Origin of the sequence: uncultured Paraglaciecola sp. (assembly GCF_963977085.1) — a bacterium.
Lineage (GTDB): Bacteria > Pseudomonadota > Gammaproteobacteria > Enterobacterales > Alteromonadaceae > Paraglaciecola.
In genome coordinates this window covers 1-19,761 of record NZ_CAXBNC010000023.1, presented here as the reverse complement: position 1 = coordinate 19,761, position 19,761 = coordinate 1, and the positions used below count along the sequence as shown (strand labels likewise).

The following is a 19,761-nucleotide window of genomic DNA, read 5'->3' as shown; positions in this document are numbered from 1 at the left end:
TTTATCGACATCAGTTAATAAGGCGATTCACCTTCATCCACAGCCTGTGGGAGTGTGTTACTCTCATTAGTTGGAGTGCTTGGTTCTGCTAAAAAGTCATCTAGGGTTTTGATCAATTGTTGCGCCGAAAAGTTAGATACTTGATAGTGCCATTTTTGCCAATACTCTGGCTGTTCATTGGCACTAAAATTCACAAAGTGTTTATCACCGAGTTCACTTACCACAACTTGAAAGGTCCGTTGCTCTTTAGTGGTTACTTCAAGCTGAGTCAATACTTTTAAGGAGTGAGAAAAATCCTCATTTGCGACCTGTAATGATTCAAAATTAAGGCTAATCAGATTACTAATAACTGAATTAAGAATACTATCGTATTCCAGCACCCTATCTTTAGGTAAATCGATTAATTGAAAATCACCACTCGCCGCTCTCGTTATTTTCCAATTTAAACTATCCACTCGTGAAACCGAACTAATATCTTGTTCTTCGAAAGGCAAAATGGGTTGTTTTAACCACGAAAATTTATCAATTGGTAACCCAATGGTTTTATCGGTCCTCCAGCTCTGGGCATCCCCTGATATAAGGACATAATGCCCTTCCCCCAAAGTGACCTCATTACCCACTAATACTTGCCAAGAATGGTCATCGGCTTTCAATGTGACTAATGTAGCCATACTGTCTTCACTTTCTATGGATTGTAACCCTAGGCGGAAAAAGTTTTTGGGCTTGTTGGTTTTTGCCTCAACTAATTTTGAGCGCATCATAGTGTCAACAAAAGTGGCAAGTTTGTCTCGGGAAATAGGATAAACTGGTTGCTCAGGATCAAAAGTAGCCAACCAAGTGTCGCCTAATTTTTTTGCACTGAACAACATGCCTTGAGCATTTTGTATTTCGACACTGTCCACTTTATTAGCAAATTTTTGTAGGTCAGCAAACAAAAGCTTAGATTCAAAGGTATCTTTAGAGGGTGATTGACTCAGCCATACAACGAGTCCAACAGCCAATATCGCAATGATAGTCAATGCAGAAATTTGTTTATTCATAAAACAGCGGCCTCTTTTGACAATACCGCCATCTTGCGAGGTTTAGTTCTAAAAATTCCTCTTATTAACACCAGTAATAAAACTAAGCACAACGGCGCTAGAGCAATATTAATCAGCTTTAACCAGTTGCCTAGACTTTCAATGTCTTTATCCAGTTGATGTCTAACATCACGAAGCGACTTTCGAATTGTGATTTTCTTCTGCATAAATTCATCAATAGCTAACTGTTGTTCTGGCGAAATGACCAACGCCCCACCTTCAACCTGTTGATTTTGTAGTTGCAATAATTGTTGCTCGGTTTCTTCTAGTTGAAGTTGCAGTATTTGTTCTTGTTCGCGAAACTTCTGCTCAGCAATAACGGTTAATTCATCTACCTTATTAAATGAGCGACTAAAGGTCCCTCGACTTCTAATACTGATCAGCGCATCGCTACCGCCTAAATTCTCAGCCGCGTTAGTAATAAAATCACCATTGTTGGCAAAAGGTGTGAAAATAGTCTGACCGAAGAAATTTGACTGCTGCACCCAAAAACGATCTGCGAGCATGTCAGTATCCCCCACTAAAACAACATTTAAGTTATTTGTAGATGAGATTATTTCGGGTTGTTCCGCACCTTCTGGAGCGATATCAAAAGCACTCTGGGCTTGTCCGGAAATTCTTAACGCTAACACATATGCCTCATTTTCTGTTTGATAGGCCTTTGCCAATTCTTCAGGGTCCTGCGTCATGGCGTATGTGGTTACGTCCATCAAATCTGCATTTTGGGTTGACTGAATCAAGGGCAACCAATTGCTTTCTGCACCTTCAACTTGGCTAAAGACACCAAATGATGCACCATTTATCACTTCTAAGTTTGAGGTGACGACGTCGTCTCGATCAAGCTGTTCAGTTGTTAAACCTACAAAACCAAAATGTCTGGTTACGCCACCATTTTGGGTGCGAATGTCTAACCCTGCCATAGCATCCAGCAAGACGTTTTCATTATCAAATTTCACGCCCCATGCACTGAGTAAAGGTTCCAAGTTTGAGCTATTACCACCACCAGGAATGGGTCCAGCCATCATGGCCATTTGATCAGATTCATTATGAGCATCAAGAAAAGCGAGAACTTTTCCGCCAGAAAGCGCGTATTGATCAATAGAAAATAACAATTCATCGCTATAACCTTTAGGATGAATTAACAGCAACACATCGGTGTTTTTTGGTACTTCTATTGTATCGCTACCCAGTTGCTCTACATTATATAATTGCTCTAATTGGGTGAGAAACGTCCAAGGAGGATCAACTTGTCCCGTCATGGGATTTTGCCCCCCCTTTATAGCAAGATCTGTTATTAAGGTAATATTAACTGGCTCAGGCTCACTAAGTTGATAAATCAGTTTACTGATTTCATATTCCAAGAAACTTTCTTTTTGTGGATCAAAAAAAGCAATAGTTTTTTGTTCGTCCAACGCATTAGTCGCCGCCAATCCCATATAGATAGCTTCCCCTGCTGCGCCAATATTGGCTGCAGTTAAACCAAACTGATCAGCTTGATCTTCTTGTTCAGAAAAGGCTTGAGGATCTAATACATGCAACTTAAGTTTGCCATTAGCAAAGGTTTCATATTCAGACAGCAAACTTTCAACCCGATTCGCATAGTTACGTAAACTGGTCATATTTTTAGAGGCTTTATCAGAGAAGAAAAAATACAAGTTGATAGGTTCGTCTATGTCTTTTAAAACCTCCTTGCTGCCCTGTGACAATGAATAAACTTGGCTTTCAGTCAAATCTAACCTAAACGAAGATAACAATTGGTTGTTTACAAACACTAACGCAATAAACACAACAACTAACAAGAATAAATTCACTGATGAGGTCAATTTATGTTGCATGACTAATCCGCCTTCTTTTGTTCGATTAATACTAGACCGGCAAATAACCAGCATAGGGTCACAAGTAAAAAGTACATGACATCATCTAACGCAATCACACCTTTGGCCATTGCCTCAAAATGAGTCAGAAAACTAAATGAAGCGACCACATCTATCACCTCATTAGGTGCCCAACTTTTAAATGCATCAAGCACAATATTGCTGCCGCTAACCACAAATACAAAACACACCACAATAGATAATATAAAAGCGATAACCTGATTTTTAGTCAGCGCCGACATACACATGCCTATAGACAGAAATGCTCCAGCCATCAACCAACTACCTACATAAGCGGCGACAATAATACCGTTATCAGGATCACCTAAATAATTCACAGTTAGCCAAAGAGGGAAAGTTAGCAATAGTGACAAACCCAAAACCGCCCAGGCAGCAAGGTGTTTCGCCAACATGGCTTGCCAAGTGCTAATTGGCAGTGTCATGAGCAGTTCAATGGTGCCGCTTTTTCGTTCTTCAGACCAGCTTCGCATAGCGATAGCGGGAACGAGAAAAAGATACAACCAAGGGTGAAAATTAAAAAACGGTAATAAATCTGCCTGTCCACGTTCAAAAAAACCACCAACAAAAAACGTAAACACACCAGACAAAACCAAAAAGATGCCAATAAACACATAAGCAACAGGTGTAGCAAAAAAGCTAGAAAATTCCCGTTTAAATAGAATACCTATATTACCCATTACGCATTGCCCTCTTGAGTAATTTCTCTAAAGACTTGGTCTAACCGACCTGGCTCAACATATAAACTATCCACTGGTAATTTACATCTTTGTGCATGAGCGGTAACTAAATGCAATATATCTGCTCCTGGTTTTGGAAACAAAGTCACTCGACCGGTTTCTAAGTCTTCTTCCATTTCTGCAACACCTTCTAACTCAGCTAACTCTGAGGAATCAGCTCTGTAACTGAAATGTAAGGTCACAGCACCATAATATTTAGACCTACGGTTAAGAGCGTTGGGAGTGTCATCAAACAAAAGCTTTCCTTTGGATATAATCATGACTCGATTACACACAGCGGTGACTTCTTCTAAAATATGAGTCGAAATAATCACTATTTTTTCTTTAGATAAATTTTTTATGAGTTGACGAACTTGATGTTTTTGATTGGGATCGAGTCCATCGGTCGGTTCGTCGAGGATCAGAATATCTGGATCGTGGATCAAGGCTTGCGCGAGGCCTACACGTCGCTTAAACCCCTTGGATAGATTATCTATGGGTTTATCTAACACTTCCTGTAGCTCAACTTGTTTAACAACCTGTTCAATTCTGACTGCTTTTTCAGTCCCTTTGTACCCCCTGACCTTGGCAATAAAATTCAGAAATTGAAACGGCGTCATATCACCATAGGCTGGGGCGCCTTCTGGCAGATATCCGATTTTCTTTTTAATCGCTAATGGGGAATGCTTTAAAGACAAATCACAAATGTTAATATCACCACTAGTAGGGAGTAAAAAGCCCGTCAACATTTTCATTGTTGTTGACTTTCCGGCTCCGTTTGGGCCTAAAAATCCTACGACTTCGCCGGGCTTGATATCAAATGAGAGATCATTAACCGCTTGGAAGCCGTTAAATGACTTAAATAAGTTTTTCACTGAGATCATAATAATCCTGTAATGACCAATATCGAATGCGCTATAGATATGGTGGTAGTCAGATGATTTTCAATATTTTTAGTCGTAGTTTACGAAAAAAAATAACGATGCGTTAAGCGTTTTTGTCATTCGAATTAAGCTATTTTTGAAACCTTCTAGCGAACTAGCTTGGCAACACAATCAATTTACATTATTGTCTGCCAATGGAACAAACCAATACATCCTTTTTTATCGCTCCTTTTAAGCAACCTAGTCGCTATTCTATATTTAAACGGATAGCGAATCTGGTTTTGGCCGTTGTAGGTTGTGTAGCCTGTATTAACCTTTGGCTTATAAGTTCCGAGCAATCCCAAAACTGGCACTCTAAACAAGCCAATCAGTTAGGTGTTAGCCTATCGACTTTGGCTGCCAACATACTGATAAGTTCGCTACTAGAAAATGAGTCAGAAAAACTCAGCCAACAACTCAGTTATATTGTTGCTGACCCTCACGTTGCAAGCGTGTCATTATTCGACAACAAAGGTAGAGTACTAGCAGATAACAACCAAACATCATCTGTAGTTGCTGCTTATAAACTAAGGACAATTACACCTTTAGTTTTTGTGCAAAGTATTACCTATAATCAACAAATAATTGGCTACTTGAGTATTGTCCTAAAAGAAAAGGAAGTGATGGCATATCATAGTGAGTATCAAAAACAACTGAATCAACAAGTACAAATGTTAATGATTTTAGCGGCCATCGGGGGAATATTGCTAACCCGAGCATTTTATAAAGTAAGATATAGACAACTTATTCGTTCAAGCAAGCAGTAAACTATCTCGCACGTTTTTGGAGCATGCTTGCAGCAGTTCATGCCTAGTTTCTTTGCGAAGAGCCAACAAAGACTCAAAAATGTCTGGTAAATATTCTGGACTATTTCTCTGTCCTTGCTTTCCCATTATAGGCATATCTGGCGCATCAGTTTCTAGCACTAAAGTATAAAGTGGCAATTGAGCAATTGTTTTTCGGGTTTTATTTGCCCGCGGATAGGTAATACCGCCACCCACCCCAATTTTAAACCCTAAATCAATGTAGGTTTGTGCTTCTTGTAAACTGCCCGAAAAAGCATGCACCACACCACCTTGGCTAAATTGAGTTGTTTTAAGTATTCGTATCAGTTCGTTATGTGAGTTTCTATGATGCAAAATGACCGGCAGTTGTTGTTCTTTGGCTATGGTTAGTTGTTGTTCGAACACGTATTTTTGTAGCTGCCAATCAACGTCAATATGAGTATCAAGTCCAATCTCGCCTAAGGCCACCACTTTGTTTTGATAGTGCTCAAGTAAGTGAGTCAATTTAACTAAATGAGAAGAATCAAAGTGCTGCAAGAAATATGGATGCACACCTAAAGCAAATCTAAGTTGTGGGAACAAATTACACAAGTCAATTTGTTTTTGCCATTGGCTTGCCTGAGTACCGGGGAGCACGATAGTGTTAATTGACAGCTTGCTGCAGTTTTCTAAAATCTGCGCTCGATCATGATCAAAACAGTTAAAATCAAGGTGACAATGACTATCTATCAAACAACCTCCAGTAAGATTAAGGCATTAAACGCTCGGTCGACCATAACCCATCTGAAGTTTTAGTATAGACAAAACGATCATGTAGCCGATGTTCGCCCCCTTGCCAAAATTCAATTTGATGGGCAACGACTCGGTAACCGCCCCAAAATGACGGCAATGGCACTTCACCCTTAACAAATTTAGCTTTTGCCTCAGCGAATTTTTGCATCAATAGTTGTTTACTATTAATAGGACGACTTTGGGCCGATGCCCAAGCTGCAATCTGACTTGGTTTAGGACGTGACATAAAATACTTAGCCACATCTATTGAGCTAAGTTGGTGAGCAATACCCACAACTTTGACCTGACGTTCCAACATATGCCATGGAAAATGTAGCGAAATTTTACTGTTTTGCTTTAAATCTTGGGCTTTTTTACTGCCAGTATTGGTATAAAAAACAAAGCCTGTTTCATCAAAATCCTTTAACAGCACTATACGTTGTGATGGCTGCCCCGAACTATCAACGGTGGCGACAGTCATTGCAGTTGGGTCGGCTAAATTTGCATCAACCGCATTTTGCAACCAACGTTTAAAGAGTTCAAAAGGTTCAGGTGTCAAATCTTCAACATCTAACCCTGCTTGAGTGTAATCACGGCGAATATCGCTTATTGAAGACATGCTTACCTCTTATTTATATAGTACCTAGTTATCTAACCCATATCCTAGGCTACGTAATGCTCTTTCATCATCAGCCCAGCCTGACTTCACTTTTACCCAAAGTTCTAAATAGACTTTAGCATCAAACAATACTTCCATGTCTTTTCGCGCTTCCATCCCAATGGTTTTAAGCCGTTGTCCACCTTTACCAATGACCATGCTTTTTTGCGTATCGCGTTCCACCAGAATCAAACCGTTTATACGATATACACCATTTTCGGCTAATAGAAATTGTTCAATTTCCACAGTAATAGAATAAGGTAACTCGTCCCCAGTAAAACGCATCAGCTTTTCACGAACAATTTCAGATGCCATAAAACGACTTGAACGATCGGTGATGTAATCTTCAGGGAAATAAAAGTCACTTTCTGGCAAAGTAGATAACACTAATTTGCGTAAATCATCTACATTCTTGCCGGTTTTAGCAGATATCGGCATAATTTGTTGAAAGTTATGTTGCTCACCCAACCATCTAAGATGCGGAAGCATGGTTTCTTTATCTTTAACGTTATCTGATTTATTGACAATCAACCAGCAAGGAGCGCCAGATTGCTGAATTTTGGTAAGTACCATTTGATCATCTTCAGTCCATTTAGTGCCTTCAACCAAAAACAGCACTAAACCTACATCACCTATAGAGCTCGAGGCGGCACGATTCATAAAGCGGTTTATTGCGCGCTTTTCTTCAATATGTAACCCGGGCGTATCAACATAGATAGCCTGTCGATTTTCTTCAGTATCTATCCCCATTATTCTGTGACGGGTAGTTTGTGGTTTACGTGAAGTAATACTGACCTTTTGACCTAATAGTTTATTCAACAAGGTCGACTTACCCACATTTGGGCGCCCAACTATGGCGATCATTCCACAATAGGTGTCGACAGGCATGTTATCAGACGGATTATTTATCATTTATTAATTTCTCAAATGCTTGCTTTGCAGCTTTCTGTTCTGCTCTTCGTCGACTATTGCCTTTACCTACCACCGCTTTTTTTAAACCTTGTACACGACATTCAACATAAAAAGTCTGGTCATGTGACTTGCCTTTTATTTCAGTCACTTCGTAATGTGGTAATGGGTGTTTATTCGACTGTAGATATTCTTGTAGTCGCGTTTTGTCGTCTTTGGAAACAGCTTCTGGATCAAGGGCTTTAATTCTAGGAGCAAACCATTCCAAAACTAAGGATTCACACTTATCCATTCCCGCTTCTAAATATATGGCACCGATAATAGCTTCTACTGCATCGGCCAAGATTGAATCTCGCCGAAACCCTCCACTTTTAAGCTCACCTGGACCTAGGAGTAATAACTCTCCTAATTCAAACTCTCTCGCCATCTCGGCTAAGGTATCACCTTTAACCAAACTCGAACGCATGCGGGTTAACTTGCCCTCAGGCTGCTTAGGAAAACGTTGGAAAAGGGCTTTTGCGACTATCATTCCCAATATAGCGTCACCTAAAAATTCCAGACGCTCGTTATGTTGTTTACTGGCACTTCTATGGGTTAACGCTTTTACTATATTTTCCTCTTCGGCAAAGGTGTAACCCAAACGCCTGTACAAAGGTAAATATGGATTAACGAGTGGCATTTATATTATGCCACCCACACGTTCAAATCGGACACCTGTTGGGATCCATGCTGGTACCCAACTGCTAGGCACGCGATCAAATTCAAAACTGATCCAAATCGCTACCGCTTTACCTACCAAATTTTCTTCTGGTACAAAGCCCCAATATCGACCATCTTCACTATTATCTCGGTTGTCGCCAAACACAAAATAATGACCTTCCGGAACAATCCACTCATCTGACTGAGTCCCAGGCTGGGAATAATATCGACTAGAACTAGCTCTGCCTTGAGTGCGATATATTTGATGGCTCACATCACCTAATTGTTCGGTATACTTTTCTAATGGGGCAAATTGTTGAAACGCTTCACCTCTACTCTCAAATTTCAAGTCTACTTTTTGCAATGGTGCACAATTATCTGTCGTGTCACATGCGGGTTTAATTTGCAGTTGTTTATTTCTATAGATAACCGTATCACCCGGCAATCCTACAACTCGTTTAATGTAGTCAAGCTGTGGCTCGGGGGGAAATTTAAACACCACAACATCGCCACGCTCCGGCTCTCCAATATCCATGAATTTCTTTCGCATAACGGGATCTTTTAAACCGTAAGTAAACTTTTCAACCAGGATAAAATCACCAACTAATAAGGTTGGCATCATTGATCCTGATGGGATCTGAAAAGGTTCATATAAAAAAGAACGCAACACCATAACAAAGGCGATAACGGGGAAAATCTGTTGGGCAGTGTCCACCAACCAAGGCAATTGTGCATCTTGATCTAAAGCTGTAGTTGTACCACCTGTACTACTAATGGCCATGCGCTCGCGACGCTTCGCTGCAAACAGCAGACTATCGAACAACCAGATCAAACCGGATGCGACTGTCAGCACTACCAAAAAAATTGAAAAATAATTAGCCATTTAGTTACCTACCTTCAATAACGCTAAAAAGGCTTCTTGCGGCAGTTCTACGTTACCAACTGATTTCATGCGTTTTTTCCCATCCTTTTGTTTCTGCAAGAGTTTTTTCTTACGACTGATATCACCACCATAACACTTGGCGGTTACGTTTTTACGTAATTGCTTAATGGTACTGCGAGCGATAATCTGATTACCAATGGCGGCTTGAATAGCAATATCGAACATTTGCCTAGGAATAAGTTCTTGAAGTTTTTCTACTAACTGTCGACCACGGGTGACTGCGTTATCTTTGTGAGTAATCATGGCTAACGCATCTACACGTTCACCATTAATCAAAATATCCAAACGAGACATATCAGCTACTTGAAAACGTTTGAAATTATAGTCTAGAGACGCAAAACCTCTACTTGTAGATTTTAATTTATCAAAAAAGTCCATCACCACTTCGGCCATGGGCAAATCGTAACTCACAGCTACTTGTTTGCCGTGATACGTCATACCGGTTTGCATGCCCCTTTTCTCAACACAAAGCGTAATGACATTACCTAAATATTGCTGCGGAACCAGAATATGGGCTTCCACTATTGGTTCACGAATTTCTTCAATATCATTCACAGCTGGCAATTTTGAGGGGTTATCCACATAAATGGTATTACCATCTTTGCTGATCACTTCATACACCACAGTGGGAGCAGTGGTGATCAAATCCAAATCATATTCACGTTCTAAACGTTCTTGGATTATTTCCATATGTAACATACCGAGGAAACCAATACGGAAACCAAACCCCAATGCAGATGAACTTTCTGGTTCAAAAAACAAAGAGGCATCGTTAAGGCTTAATTTGGCTAAGGCATCACGGAAATCTTCATAGTCATCAGAACTGATAGGAAACATACCAGCGTAGACTTGAGGTTTTACCTTTTTAAAACCGGGTAAAGCTTCTGGTGCAGGTCGTCTCGCAACCGTAATTGTATCACCTACTGGGGCACCGTGGATTTCTTTAATACCTGCAATAACAAACCCAACTTCACCCGCTCTCAATACCCCTGTATTAGTTGCTTTAGGGGTAAAAATACCCACTTTATCGGCTTGATGAATGCCACCTGTGGACATAATTTTAATTTTATCATTCTTATGCAACTCACCTTGCATAATACGCACAAGAGATACAACTCCCTGATAATTATCAAACCAAGAGTCAACAATCAAAGCCTTTAAAGGTGCGTCAATTTCACCTTCTGGTGGTGGTACTTGACGTACAATAACCTCAAGTACTTCCTCAATACCTATACCCGTTTTAGCAGAGCAACGCACCGCATCGATAGCATCGATACCCACAATATCTTCAATTTCTTCTGCGACACGGTCGGGTTCGGCTTGCGGTAAGTCAATTTTATTAATTATTGGTACCACTTCCATATTCAAATCAATGGCTGTATAACAATTTGCCAAAGTCTGAGCTTCTACGCCTTGACCAGCATCAACAACCAACAAAGCACCTTCACAAGCCGCCAGTGAGCGAGATACTTCGTACGTAAAGTCGACGTGACCTGGTGTGTCTATAAAATTTAATTGGTAAGTTTCACCATCTCTTGCAGTGTAATTCAAGGTAACACTTTGAGCTTTGATGGTAATACCCCGCTCTTTTTCGATATCCATAGAGTCGAGTACTTGCTCAGACATCTCTCTGCTGGACAATCCTCCACAATGTTGAATTAAACGATCAGAGAGAGTCGATTTACCGTGGTCTATATGAGCAATAATTGAGAAGTTACGTATGTGCTTGTGTTGCATAAAATTTTAGAAAATTACCAAGTGGTTTTGTTTCCAAGCAACTAGTTAAACAAAAATAGTCGCTAGAGTATGGGACAAAAATTAAATAGGCCGGAATTTTACAGTTTTATCAGTCACTTTGCGACACAACATGCGCATTGTTTGCGGGTTTTTGTAACAGAAAATTGATATCACACTTGTTTAACTGGAATATTTTCTATTTCTAAGGGGAAAACTTTAAGAATTCGAGGGTAAAAGTCCCCTTGATCGGCGTTGTTTAAGTAACGACGCACAAACTTAAAGGTCAGGTAACTACAGATAGTTGAGAATAAAACTAGCCAGGCTTCAGCCATTAATCCAATTAAAGGTAATAGGGTTTGTCCAACAAGAGCAGACAAAATAAGGGCAAATAATGGTAAACAGTAAACAATTGCTGACGCTTTGAGTAAGCTTTCTTCGGGTATGCCTAAACTGACCTTTTGTCCAACTTCAACCAATTCATTCAATTGAAAGCGTAACATTTCACGCTTTTTGGCAAACACTTTAGCAATCGCACCAGTACCACAATTTGATTGTGCTTCACAACTACCACAAGTCGACTTAATTTGTGTTTCAACCATAACCACTTGTTGATTGTTGTGTTGCTCAATAGCGCTAATCACTCCTATTTCTTCGATCATTTATTGATTTCTTTGTATCGATTTAGCAATTGCGTTTGCGGTAGCAGCAGGAAGCTTACCAATGATTGTTACATTTAGCTCACCATGTTCAATGGTGAGCAATGTGTCAGTTTGCACTGTCCCCACTAAATTACTCTGAGGTTTGTTATCCACACGCTCTTGCATGTATACAGATATATCAATCAATCCATCGCTTAACATTATGTACTCAACCACCTCTCCTGAACCGGACAAGCGACGTAGATCTCTTTTAACTATTGCCATACCTTTAGGAAGATAATTAATCATCCACGGCGAATTAATAGCAGATCTTGGACTAAAACTTACCACTTCAGGTAACATTCCGGGTTCTATTTTGGCAAAGAATGGATCGGGATCTTTCGTTACTTGTAAGCCTGTCACTTGTATTTGCTCTAGAAGTTGTGCATCTTCACCAATCAAATTCATTTTTAGCAACAAACCAGTTTCTTGATCAAGCCAAACATTTAAACCAAAGCGACTCTTATCTCTACTGATAATCCTAATTTGCTGTGCTGCTCGTCCCGAGATACGACTACGACCGACCATGATAAATTCATAACCCGATAATAACTTTTCAGGGCGTTGGAAAAACTCACTAGGCAAAGGCCCATTGATAATGGATGACTGCAAGCTATAAGGGGGAACGTTAGGTTCAAAGTAGCTCACTTTATTACCAATACGAACAACTTCCCTTCCTGGGCCATTTAACAAATTAAGCTGTTCCATTTCGAGGCCATCTTCATTCACACCATGGCGCCAAAGATAAGGTTGCGAATCTACTCCTGGTTTTAACAAAATGAAAGAAACTGTGTAATTGAGTGATTTAACGGCATTAGACATCTTAACTAACCATGCTTGAGCACTGTCAGATGGGTAAGAATTGGATGTCGTGTCGTTAGTTGCTGGTTCTTCCTGTGCGAAGCTTTGCAAAGGAAACAATATAACTATTAGCAGAGACAAAATGACTCTGCTAGATATTTTATTGAGGAGTGTTTTCAACAATGTCTGATTGCGCCTCTTCATTTTCAATATTCTGCTCTAATTCCGATGTCTCATTATTATTCAATTGCATAGTTTTAAAACGTAGTTGCTGTTTATGATCTGTTAAATATGCATTGATTCGGCGTCTTTGTTCAACACCATCAGAGTTGGGTATAGCCCGAGTTTGATCAAAGCTCACAGGTGATAAACCACCTTGAATACCAGGAATAGGTGGAGCCGCATTAAAAGGTTGATTTACGTCAGACTGATTTAACTGCTGAACACCAATAATCATTGCAACTGCCACCGAGGCAGCAATCGCCATTTGCCCACCTTGTTTAGCAAAAGGTACAACTTTGCCAACCAAAGGTAAATCACGCCAGGTTCTTTTTGGCGCCAAAATCACAGGCTCGGATTCTAATGCTTGAGCAACCTTATCAGCAATATCAAAGTTAATATCTACAGGAAGTTCTTTACGTAAACCATCACGAATTAGGTGATAACTTTTCCATTTTTGCTGCAATTCTGCATCGTTTTTAACCGCATCCAACACATGACTACTCGATGAGACATTATCATTATGCTCTCCATCGATTAAGGCTGACAAATTTTCAAATTTCTGCGACATACAATATGGTTCCCGCTAATTTAATTTCAACTTTGATAAAAATATCAATCATTCATCAATAATGGTTGAATAACTTTATCTAATGCTTCTCTAGCCCTAAATATTCTCGATCTTACGGTTCCAACAGGGCAATCCATAACATTAGCAATATCTTCGTAGCTTAAACCATCTAGTTCACGGAGGCTAATAGCCATACGTAAATCTTCAGGTAGCTTGTCCATTGTGTCAAACAGTAGCTTTTCCATTTGCTCTGACATTAAACTTTTTTCCGGTGAATTATTTTCTTTTAACGCATCACTACCATCATAATAATCGGCTTCATCGGCATCTACATCACTTGCCGGTGGTTTTCTACCTTGTGATACTAAGTAATTTTTGGCACTGTTTACGGCTATTCTGTATAACCACGTATAAAAAGCGCTATCACCTCTAAAATTGGGGAGGGCTCTGTAAGCTTTAATAAACGCTTCTTGCGTCACATCAGCCACATCCCCTGAATTTTTTACATACCTGGAGACTAAATAGGATACTTTGTGTTGGTACTTTGTAACCAACAACCCGTAAGCGTTTTTATCTCCGCGCTGTACTCTTTCAACAATTTGTTGATCTGCTATCTGCTCGCTCATTCGAGCCCTTACTCCTGTGCGAAAATATACTACGGCTCATGCAAGCACTAATATTGACTCTATGAAAATTGAAAAGTTCGAATAAAACACACTTTTTTTCAAAATAAATCACTGAAGTATAATTAATTAACCATCATTAATAGACATTTATATACATTCAACTATGAAAAGCATTGTAATTTATAATCTGTAAATTAGTATTGCCCGACAAACTCGCTACTTTTACCTAGTTTACCCTATGCACAACACAATTGAACATCAGTGTGACGTACTTATTATTGGAAGTGGCGCCGCAGGACTTAGTCACGCTTTAAAAATGGCAGATCATTGCCAAGTAATAGTCTTAAGTAAAAGTGATATTTCAGAAGGCTCAACAAAATATGCTCAAGGTGGCATAGCGGCAGTTTTTGATGAAAATGATTCTATTAGGTCACATGTTGAAGACACGCTGTTAGCTGGTGACGGTTTATGCGATCAAAATGCGGTGGAATATACAGCTTCACAAGCTAAAACATGCATGCAATGGCTTATAGATTTTGGAATGCCATTTGATCAAGAACCATCTGAAAGTGGTGAAACTCGATTCCATTTAACCAGAGAAGGCGGACATAGTCACAGACGCATTTTACATTCTGCAGACGCCACAGGTGCGGCAGTACAAACGACCTTAATAGAAGCAGTAAAGCATCACCCCAACATTCACTTATTTCAGCGTTATAATGCCATTGATTTAATTAAAAGCAGCCACACAAAAAATCACTTATTAGGTGCTTATGTATGGAATAGAAAGCGAGAGCAAGTAGAAGTCATCCGCAGTAAATTTGTGTCATTAGCGACAGGTGGTGCAAGTAAAGTCTATCAATATACCTCTAACCCAGATGTATCAAGTGGTGATGGTATAGCTATGGCGTGGCGTGCAGGATGTCGCGTAGCCAACATGGAATTTAACCAGTTTCACCCTACATGTTTGTACCATCCCGAAGCGAGAAATTTTTTGATTACCGAAGCCTTACGAGGAGAAGGTGCGAAACTTTGTCACCCTGACGGCACCCCTTTTATGCACAAATTTGATGATAGAGGTGATTTAGCATCCCGAGATATAGTTGCACGAGCCATTGATTTTGAAATGAAACGCCTAGGTGCTGACTGTATGTACCTAGACATAAGCCACAAGTCTAGCGACTTTATTGTGAAGCATTTCCCCAATATTTACCGAAAATGTCGATCTCTCGGTATCGATATTACTCAACAACCCATACCTGTTGTACCGGCAGCACATTATAGTTGCGGTGGTGTCGTCACCAATACTGATGCAAAAACAGACATTGCCAACTTATATGCAATCGGAGAGGTGGCATACACAGGACTCCACGGAGCAAATCGAATGGCTAGTAACTCAATACTTGAATGTATTGTTTATGCCCATTCTGCAGCCCAAGATATTGCGTTAAGGTTAAATGAAACGATTCAACATGAGCCAATAAAAGCCTGGGATGAGAGTAAAGTAGGTGACTCAGATGAAGAAGTCATCATTCAACACAATTGGCATGAGTTGCGCTTATTTATGTGGGACTACGTGGGTATAGTACGAACCAACAAACGTTTAGAGCGCGCACATCATCGTATTGAGTTATTAAAACAGGAAGTTAATGACTACTATTCAAATTTTAAAGTCAGTAATAATCTTCTAGAACTAAGAAACTTGCTTACTGTTGCCGAGTTAATAGTGAGGTGCGCAAAACAACGCAAAGAGAGTCGAGGACTCCACTTTAACCTAGACTACCCCAATAAACTTGATAACCCCCAACCCACTATTATACAAAATAACTTCAAATAGGCTGAATATTGCCTGTTAAGTGCAGAGGCTGGTGTCCATTAACAGGTTTAGTTCCTACTACCTTAAAATGCAGCCCTTCACTTAAACTGTTAGAACCCGAAGTTTGACTAAAAATTTCTATCTGATTCGGTAAATACAGAGGTTGCTTAAAAGCGCTGTTAACCAAGTAAGCATGGTTAAATATTTTAGGATTATGCTTCTGCAATTCAGAAATACAATATGACTTAGTCCACATTCCATGAATAATATGCTGTTTAAAACCAAATAACATAGCCGACCATTTACTTAAATGAATGGGGTTGAAATCACCAGACACCTTTGCATAACGTCTCCCCAAATTGGCCTCCAATTGCCAACTTGTATTTATATCGTAACTAAAATTATCTGTAGATTGCTGGACAATAGAGTTTACCTGCCGCCCATGTTTGGTCAAAAACAAATTTGTGCTAATACTTTTCCAAACAAGCTCTGACCCATTATAAAATTCGACCTTAATTGAAAATAACCAGCCTTTGGGATGCAGTTCTAACTGCTCAAAACAACTCGTTACAGATAACCTCTCACCCTTCTTGATTGGCCTCTCTTGAATAATTTGATTGTTAACCTGTACTAAACCCAATAAAGGAAATGGAAACTCTGGTAACAAAAGCAACATCATGTGCATAGGAAATGCTAGTGAATGCAAATAGCATGGATGTAAACGATCCGAATCTAGGTCCCAGCCTACAACTTGATGAAAATTTCTACAGCGCACTTCATTTAACGCTATTCCCTCAAAACAAAACTTTTTAATAGGCAATGAGACAAGTCCAATTTGCTGCGGATTATAACTAGCGTTCTTAAATGCGGCCTTTAACAACAAAAATTTAGTATTTGGAATATTAGTCAGGTTGAGAGCCCCCGTTGTAGATAAGCTCATGAATTGAATCCCTTAGGATTTTGTTGCTGATAAATAACCGCGCAGCATAGGCGTCGGAAATCTCGCTCGGTAACTTGGTCTTTATATATTAAACACCATTTTGAATGACGAGCATTAACAGGAGACATCAAATGAATAAATAAAAGAAGATTACTGACCCTAGATTTGTCAGTAATTACCCAGCCAATTTGCCCATCTTTATTGGTTTCTAACCACTCCCCTTCAACGGAAAAAGTGACTGGAGCATATATTTTACGCCTATTGCGAATAGCTGATCTGAAAATAAGAATTGTAATCATGGATACAATCAGTATTTCTAAGGGTAATTGATAGTGGATTATCTCAGATTGCCAACTTAAGACAGATAAAACCATTATGCCACATGTAACTAACTGCAAAATCAGCATTAACTTAGATGATTTAAACTCAACTCTATACTTTGACACGACTCAAAATGTGTTGAATCATTTGGTTAAACTCCTGATTTTCACAAGCTTGATGTCCCATGAACCAAGCATACAGATCTGGATCATCACAGGTTAATAAGCGTTCAAAAACTTCTTGCTGCTGCTCAGATAACTCATTAAATCCCGTTTCAGCGAAAGGCATAAAAAGCACATCAAGCTCTAACATCCCACGGCGACATGCCCACTTCAATCGACCATATCGTTTTTTATCAAACATTTGTCACCTCATTCACAGACATCTTTCTCACTTAACTCTGATAACATTGCCCTGCCAAGTATTAATAATAACAGTAATAACCCCTTGTTTTCAGATTTTTCCTTGCTATATCAATCTCGTACCCCATATTATTTGCACGCGCTGATTAGCAAAAGAGTATAAACACATGTCACAACAACCAATAGAAGATTCTGTAACCACACAGTATGTTAACAACCTAAAACATTACGGAGTGATCCAGCTCACGGGTGAGGAAAGAGCGACGTACCTCCAAGGACAAATAACCGCTGACATTAATCAACTAGATGGCAATAACGCCCTCTTTGGATGCCACTGTGACTTTAAAGGCAAGGTCTGGAGCATCTTTTATATTATCCATTGGAAGGATTCCATTTTACTAATCACACATAACTCTGTGTTAGAAAAGTCTCTTACTGAATTAAAAAAATACGGTGTATTTGCCAAAGTGGAGATCACTAATCAAAGTGATAAATGGCAATTAACTGGTGGTTCTGGCCCTTTATATGAAAAGGCCTTACAGGAGGTCTTTGGCGAATTACCTAAGGGTGATAGAACAATCACTTCAAATGAGTGTGGTGTAGCGATGTCAATTGAACAACCAGAACAACGTTATCTCGTTTTACAACCCAATAGTGTTGACAAACAGTTGTGCACTAACCTTGCTGAAGATAATGACCTTTGGGAAATTGCAGATATAAGAGCTGGTATTGGTGAAATCCGAGAATCGTCTATAAACGAATACGTCCCCCAAATGTTGAACCTTCAAGCTTTAAAGGCCATCAATTTTGAAAAAGGCTGTTACATGGGGCAAGAAGTTGTTGCCAGGACAAAATACTTAGGCCGAAACAAACGCGCAGGCTTTATTTTAAAAACTGAATCAGAGCACAAAGACTTAAGCGGGGAACAACTTGAGTATCAAATTGGAGAAAACTGGAGGCCCGGCGGTAAAATACTCCGTAGCGGTACAAACTCAGGACAAACTTGGATATTTGCCGTTTTAGCCAACGATACCGAAGTTGGTAGCACTTTTAGAGTTAAATCTACCCCAAATACAATCTTCGTTGCCCAAGCGCTTCCTTATCCTTTACAATAAAGTATAAAATTTTAGACTGGAATAATATGAATATAGCTAATAACACTGTAGTGACAATCCATTTTACTGTTTGCTCATCAGACGGAACTCAAATTGATTCCTCTAGAAATAGTGAACCTATGGTTTTCTTACAAGGTAGTCACTTTTTGATACAAGGCCTAGAAAATGAATTGGACGGCAAAACAGTGGGTGACAAGTTTGTTATCGACATTGCTCCAAACTTGGCCTATGGCGAACGCCATGAAGAGTTAGTTCAAGCAGTACCAAAATCGATGTTTGAAGATATGGATGTCACCCCTGGCATGACTTTCAGGGCAACAACAGATGATGGTGAACAATCAGTTATGATTATCGACGTTGATGACGAAAATGTCATAGTTGATGGCAATCATCCTTTGTCAGGCCTGACTCTTAACTTCGATGTTGAAGTACTAGATGTAAGAGAGGCCACTACAGAAGAAATTGCCCATGGACATCCTCATACTGAAGGTGGATGTGGACATACTCACTAAGCTAATAAGTGACTATTAAGGCGTTCACATGAACGCCTTTTTTTATATCTGTCTATTAATGCTATTTCGCTAAACTTAGTTTTGATCTAAGCGTTGCTTAATACCCTATTTCCGATTCTATAGGGCGCCACGGGATATCATATCGAACCTATTCTGAAAAACAAACGGTAACCTGCTACCAAACCAATTGGCGCGCAAGCCAAATGAATAGACACGTTCACTAAATTTCAAACATAAAATAAGGGCCACCCTTACGGATAGCCCTTTCTTAGAATGGGAATCTGCCTGGTATCGAATACGGGGCTGGCCTTCCAGCAATGTGCAGGACACCCTAACCGGGCGTCCCCGTGCTACTCTCGCATGGGGGTGGACGTGGGGCTTTCAGAAGCACTGCTTCTGCCACTGGAATGAACTAAGCTATGCTTGTGTCCGCTAACCGCGTTATGGGGATCCACTTTGTGCGGGGCTGGCCTTCCAGAGGTTGACTGCAAGGTAGCAATGCGCATTTTCGCTTAGAGTAAGGGCTATCCGTACACATTATCAGGGAGTAACCAAATTTATTAAATCGCAGATGCAAAAAAGGGCCACCCTTACGGATAGCCCTTTCTTAGAATGGGAGTCTGACGGTGTGCTACTCTCGCATGGGGAAACCCCAAACTACCATC

Annotated in this window: 21 protein-coding genes; 4 read left to right on the top strand and 17 right to left on the bottom strand. The window is 39.9% G+C overall.

Annotated features, from left to right (window positions below; translation table 11 throughout):
* Nucleotides 1–14 precede the first annotated feature (14 nt).
* From AAC000_RS19745 to AAC000_RS19730, 4 genes are read right to left on the bottom strand one after another with little or no spacing between them, the layout of a single operon-like run.
* On the bottom strand, nucleotides 15–1,040 hold the full coding sequence (locus AAC000_RS19745) for a DUF4340 domain-containing protein (RefSeq protein ID WP_339725210.1): 1,026 nt from the start codon (nucleotides 1,038–1,040) through the stop codon (nucleotides 15–17).
* Nucleotides 1,037–2,914, bottom strand: a complete 1,878-nt coding sequence (locus AAC000_RS19740; protein ID WP_339725208.1) for a Gldg family protein — start codon at nucleotides 2,912–2,914, stop codon at nucleotides 1,037–1,039. The genes AAC000_RS19745 and AAC000_RS19740 overlap by 4 nt, the downstream gene beginning before the upstream one ends.
* Before the next feature lie 2 nt (nucleotides 2,915–2,916).
* Complete coding sequence (locus tag AAC000_RS19735; protein WP_339725206.1) at nucleotides 2,917–3,651, bottom strand: ABC transporter permease subunit; 735 nt, start codon at nucleotides 3,649–3,651, stop codon at nucleotides 2,917–2,919.
* Entirely contained in the window at nucleotides 3,651–4,574 is a 924-nt protein-coding gene (locus AAC000_RS19730; RefSeq protein WP_339725204.1) for an ABC transporter ATP-binding protein, read from the bottom strand. The genes AAC000_RS19735 and AAC000_RS19730 overlap by 1 nt, the downstream gene beginning before the upstream one ends.
* 194 nt (nucleotides 4,575–4,768) lie before the next feature.
* On the opposite strand from AAC000_RS19730, the gene AAC000_RS19725 reads away from it, so the two are divergent.
* On the top strand, nucleotides 4,769–5,380 hold the full coding sequence (locus tag AAC000_RS19725) for a hypothetical protein (protein ID WP_339725202.1): 612 nt from the start codon (nucleotides 4,769–4,771) through the stop codon (nucleotides 5,378–5,380).
* On the opposite strand, the gene AAC000_RS19720 is transcribed toward AAC000_RS19725, so the two are convergent.
* The 10 genes from AAC000_RS19720 to rpoE all read right to left on the bottom strand — a co-directional run bounded on the left by AAC000_RS19720 (nucleotide 5,366) and on the right by rpoE (nucleotide 14,030).
* Complete coding sequence (locus AAC000_RS19720) at nucleotides 5,366–6,130, bottom strand: TatD family hydrolase (protein WP_339725200.1); 765 nt, start codon at nucleotides 6,128–6,130, stop codon at nucleotides 5,366–5,368. The two genes, AAC000_RS19725 and AAC000_RS19720, sit on opposite strands and share 15 nt — an antisense overlap.
* Nucleotides 6,131–6,146: 16 nt before the next feature.
* Nucleotides 6,147–6,788 carry a pyridoxamine 5'-phosphate oxidase gene (gene pdxH / locus AAC000_RS19715; protein WP_339725198.1) on the bottom strand — a complete coding sequence of 214 codons (642 nt, stop codon included), beginning with the start codon at nucleotides 6,786–6,788 and terminating at the stop codon, nucleotides 6,147–6,149.
* 24 nt (nucleotides 6,789–6,812) lie between these two features.
* Nucleotides 6,813–7,715 (bottom strand): GTPase Era, encoded by a 903-nt coding sequence (gene era / locus AAC000_RS19710; RefSeq protein ID WP_339725299.1) that lies wholly within the window; start codon nucleotides 7,713–7,715, stop codon nucleotides 6,813–6,815.
* A 13-nt stretch (nucleotides 7,716–7,728) separates the two neighbouring features.
* Nucleotides 7,729–8,415, bottom strand: coding sequence for a ribonuclease III (rnc, locus tag AAC000_RS19705; protein WP_339725197.1), 687 nt, complete (start codon nucleotides 8,413–8,415; stop codon nucleotides 7,729–7,731).
* Nucleotides 8,416–9,318 (bottom strand): signal peptidase I, encoded by a 903-nt coding sequence (gene lepB, locus AAC000_RS19700; RefSeq protein ID WP_339725195.1) that lies wholly within the window; start codon nucleotides 9,316–9,318, stop codon nucleotides 8,416–8,418.
* Nucleotides 9,319–11,115: a translation elongation factor 4 gene (gene lepA / locus AAC000_RS19695; protein ID WP_339725193.1), complete on the bottom strand. Its 1,797-nt coding sequence runs from the start codon at nucleotides 11,113–11,115 to the stop codon at nucleotides 9,319–9,321.
* 170 nt (nucleotides 11,116–11,285) lie between these two features.
* The gene (locus AAC000_RS19690; RefSeq protein WP_339725191.1) at nucleotides 11,286–11,774 is read right to left on the bottom strand and encodes a SoxR reducing system RseC family protein; all 489 of its coding nucleotides are present in this window, start codon (nucleotides 11,772–11,774) and stop codon (nucleotides 11,286–11,288) included.
* The gene (locus AAC000_RS19685; RefSeq protein ID WP_339725189.1) at nucleotides 11,775–12,755 is read right to left on the bottom strand and encodes a MucB/RseB C-terminal domain-containing protein; all 981 of its coding nucleotides are present in this window, start codon (nucleotides 12,753–12,755) and stop codon (nucleotides 11,775–11,777) included.
* 19 nt (nucleotides 12,756–12,774) lie between these two features.
* The gene (locus tag AAC000_RS19680) at nucleotides 12,775–13,404 is read right to left on the bottom strand and encodes an RseA family anti-sigma factor (protein WP_339725188.1); all 630 of its coding nucleotides are present in this window, start codon (nucleotides 13,402–13,404) and stop codon (nucleotides 12,775–12,777) included.
* A 44-nt stretch (nucleotides 13,405–13,448) separates the two neighbouring features.
* A complete protein-coding gene (rpoE, locus tag AAC000_RS19675) occupies nucleotides 13,449–14,030 on the bottom strand; it encodes an RNA polymerase sigma factor RpoE (RefSeq protein WP_339725186.1) in 582 nt (193 codons plus the stop codon).
* A gap of 238 nt (nucleotides 14,031–14,268) precedes the next feature.
* Between rpoE and nadB the strand changes: the two genes are divergently transcribed.
* Nucleotides 14,269–15,867 (top strand): L-aspartate oxidase, encoded by a 1,599-nt coding sequence (gene nadB / locus AAC000_RS19670; protein ID WP_339725184.1) that lies wholly within the window; start codon nucleotides 14,269–14,271, stop codon nucleotides 15,865–15,867.
* Here the strand turns inward: nadB and AAC000_RS19665 are convergent.
* From AAC000_RS19665 to AAC000_RS19655, 3 genes are read right to left on the bottom strand one after another with little or no spacing between them, the layout of a single operon-like run.
* Nucleotides 15,860–16,786, bottom strand: a complete 927-nt coding sequence (locus AAC000_RS19665; protein WP_339725182.1) for a MaoC/PaaZ C-terminal domain-containing protein — start codon at nucleotides 16,784–16,786, stop codon at nucleotides 15,860–15,862. The genes nadB and AAC000_RS19665 overlap by 8 nt on opposite strands.
* Nucleotides 16,783–17,193 (bottom strand): protein YgfX, encoded by a 411-nt coding sequence (locus AAC000_RS19660; protein ID WP_339725297.1) that lies wholly within the window; start codon nucleotides 17,191–17,193, stop codon nucleotides 16,783–16,785. Before AAC000_RS19660 ends, AAC000_RS19665 begins: the two co-directional genes overlap by 4 nt.
* 25 nt (nucleotides 17,194–17,218) lie before the next feature.
* The gene (locus tag AAC000_RS19655; protein ID WP_339725180.1) at nucleotides 17,219–17,470 is read right to left on the bottom strand and encodes a succinate dehydrogenase assembly factor 2; all 252 of its coding nucleotides are present in this window, start codon (nucleotides 17,468–17,470) and stop codon (nucleotides 17,219–17,221) included.
* 166 nt (nucleotides 17,471–17,636) lie between these two features.
* Between AAC000_RS19655 and ygfZ the strand changes: the two genes are divergently transcribed.
* Together ygfZ and AAC000_RS19645 are read left to right on the top strand one after the other, a co-directional pair.
* Nucleotides 17,637–18,584 (top strand): tRNA-modifying protein YgfZ, encoded by a 948-nt coding sequence (gene ygfZ, locus AAC000_RS19650; RefSeq protein ID WP_339725178.1) that lies wholly within the window; start codon nucleotides 17,637–17,639, stop codon nucleotides 18,582–18,584.
* A 26-nt stretch (nucleotides 18,585–18,610) separates the two neighbouring features.
* Nucleotides 18,611–19,096, top strand: coding sequence for a peptidylprolyl isomerase (locus tag AAC000_RS19645; protein WP_339725176.1), 486 nt, complete (start codon nucleotides 18,611–18,613; stop codon nucleotides 19,094–19,096).
* The last annotated feature ends 665 nt before the right edge of the window (nucleotides 19,097–19,761 follow it).

Coding starts and splice junctions, on each gene's coding strand:
- era (WP_339725299.1), bottom strand. CDS start 7,715: ATGCCTGTCGACACCTATTGTGGAATGATCGCCATAGTTGGGCGCCCA.
- lepA (WP_339725193.1), bottom strand. CDS start 11,115: ATGCAACACAAGCACATACGTAACTTCTCAATTATTGCTCATATAGAC.
- AAC000_RS19655 (WP_339725180.1), bottom strand. CDS start 17,470: ATGTTTGATAAAAAACGATATGGTCGATTGAAGTGGGCATGTCGCCGT.
- nadB (WP_339725184.1), top strand. CDS start 14,269: ATGCACAACACAATTGAACATCAGTGTGACGTACTTATTATTGGAAGT.
- AAC000_RS19745 (WP_339725210.1), bottom strand. CDS start 1,040: ATGAATAAACAAATTTCTGCATTGACTATCATTGCGATATTGGCTGTT.
- AAC000_RS19730 (WP_339725204.1), bottom strand. CDS start 4,574: ATGATCTCAGTGAAAAACTTATTTAAGTCATTTAACGGCTTCCAAGCG.
- rpoE (WP_339725186.1), bottom strand. CDS start 14,030: ATGAGCGAGCAGATAGCAGATCAACAAATTGTTGAAAGAGTACAGCGC.
- AAC000_RS19735 (WP_339725206.1), bottom strand. CDS start 3,651: ATGGGTAATATAGGTATTCTATTTAAACGGGAATTTTCTAGCTTTTTT.
- AAC000_RS19680 (WP_339725188.1), bottom strand. CDS start 13,404: ATGTCGCAGAAATTTGAAAATTTGTCAGCCTTAATCGATGGAGAGCAT.
- AAC000_RS19665 (WP_339725182.1), bottom strand. CDS start 16,786: ATGAGCTTATCTACAACGGGGGCTCTCAACCTGACTAATATTCCAAAT.
- AAC000_RS19660 (WP_339725297.1), bottom strand. CDS start 17,193: ATGCTGATTTTGCAGTTAGTTACATGTGGCATAATGGTTTTATCTGTC.
- lepB (WP_339725195.1), bottom strand. CDS start 9,318: ATGGCTAATTATTTTTCAATTTTTTTGGTAGTGCTGACAGTCGCATCC.
- AAC000_RS19740 (WP_339725208.1), bottom strand. CDS start 2,914: ATGCAACATAAATTGACCTCATCAGTGAATTTATTCTTGTTAGTTGTT.
- rnc (WP_339725197.1), bottom strand. CDS start 8,415: ATGCCACTCGTTAATCCATATTTACCTTTGTACAGGCGTTTGGGTTAC.
- AAC000_RS19645 (WP_339725176.1), top strand. CDS start 18,611: ATGAATATAGCTAATAACACTGTAGTGACAATCCATTTTACTGTTTGC.
- AAC000_RS19690 (WP_339725191.1), bottom strand. CDS start 11,774: ATGATCGAAGAAATAGGAGTGATTAGCGCTATTGAGCAACACAACAAT.
- AAC000_RS19725 (WP_339725202.1), top strand. CDS start 4,769: ATGGAACAAACCAATACATCCTTTTTTATCGCTCCTTTTAAGCAACCT.
- ygfZ (WP_339725178.1), top strand. CDS start 17,637: ATGTCACAACAACCAATAGAAGATTCTGTAACCACACAGTATGTTAAC.
- pdxH (WP_339725198.1), bottom strand. CDS start 6,788: ATGTCTTCAATAAGCGATATTCGCCGTGATTACACTCAAGCAGGGTTA.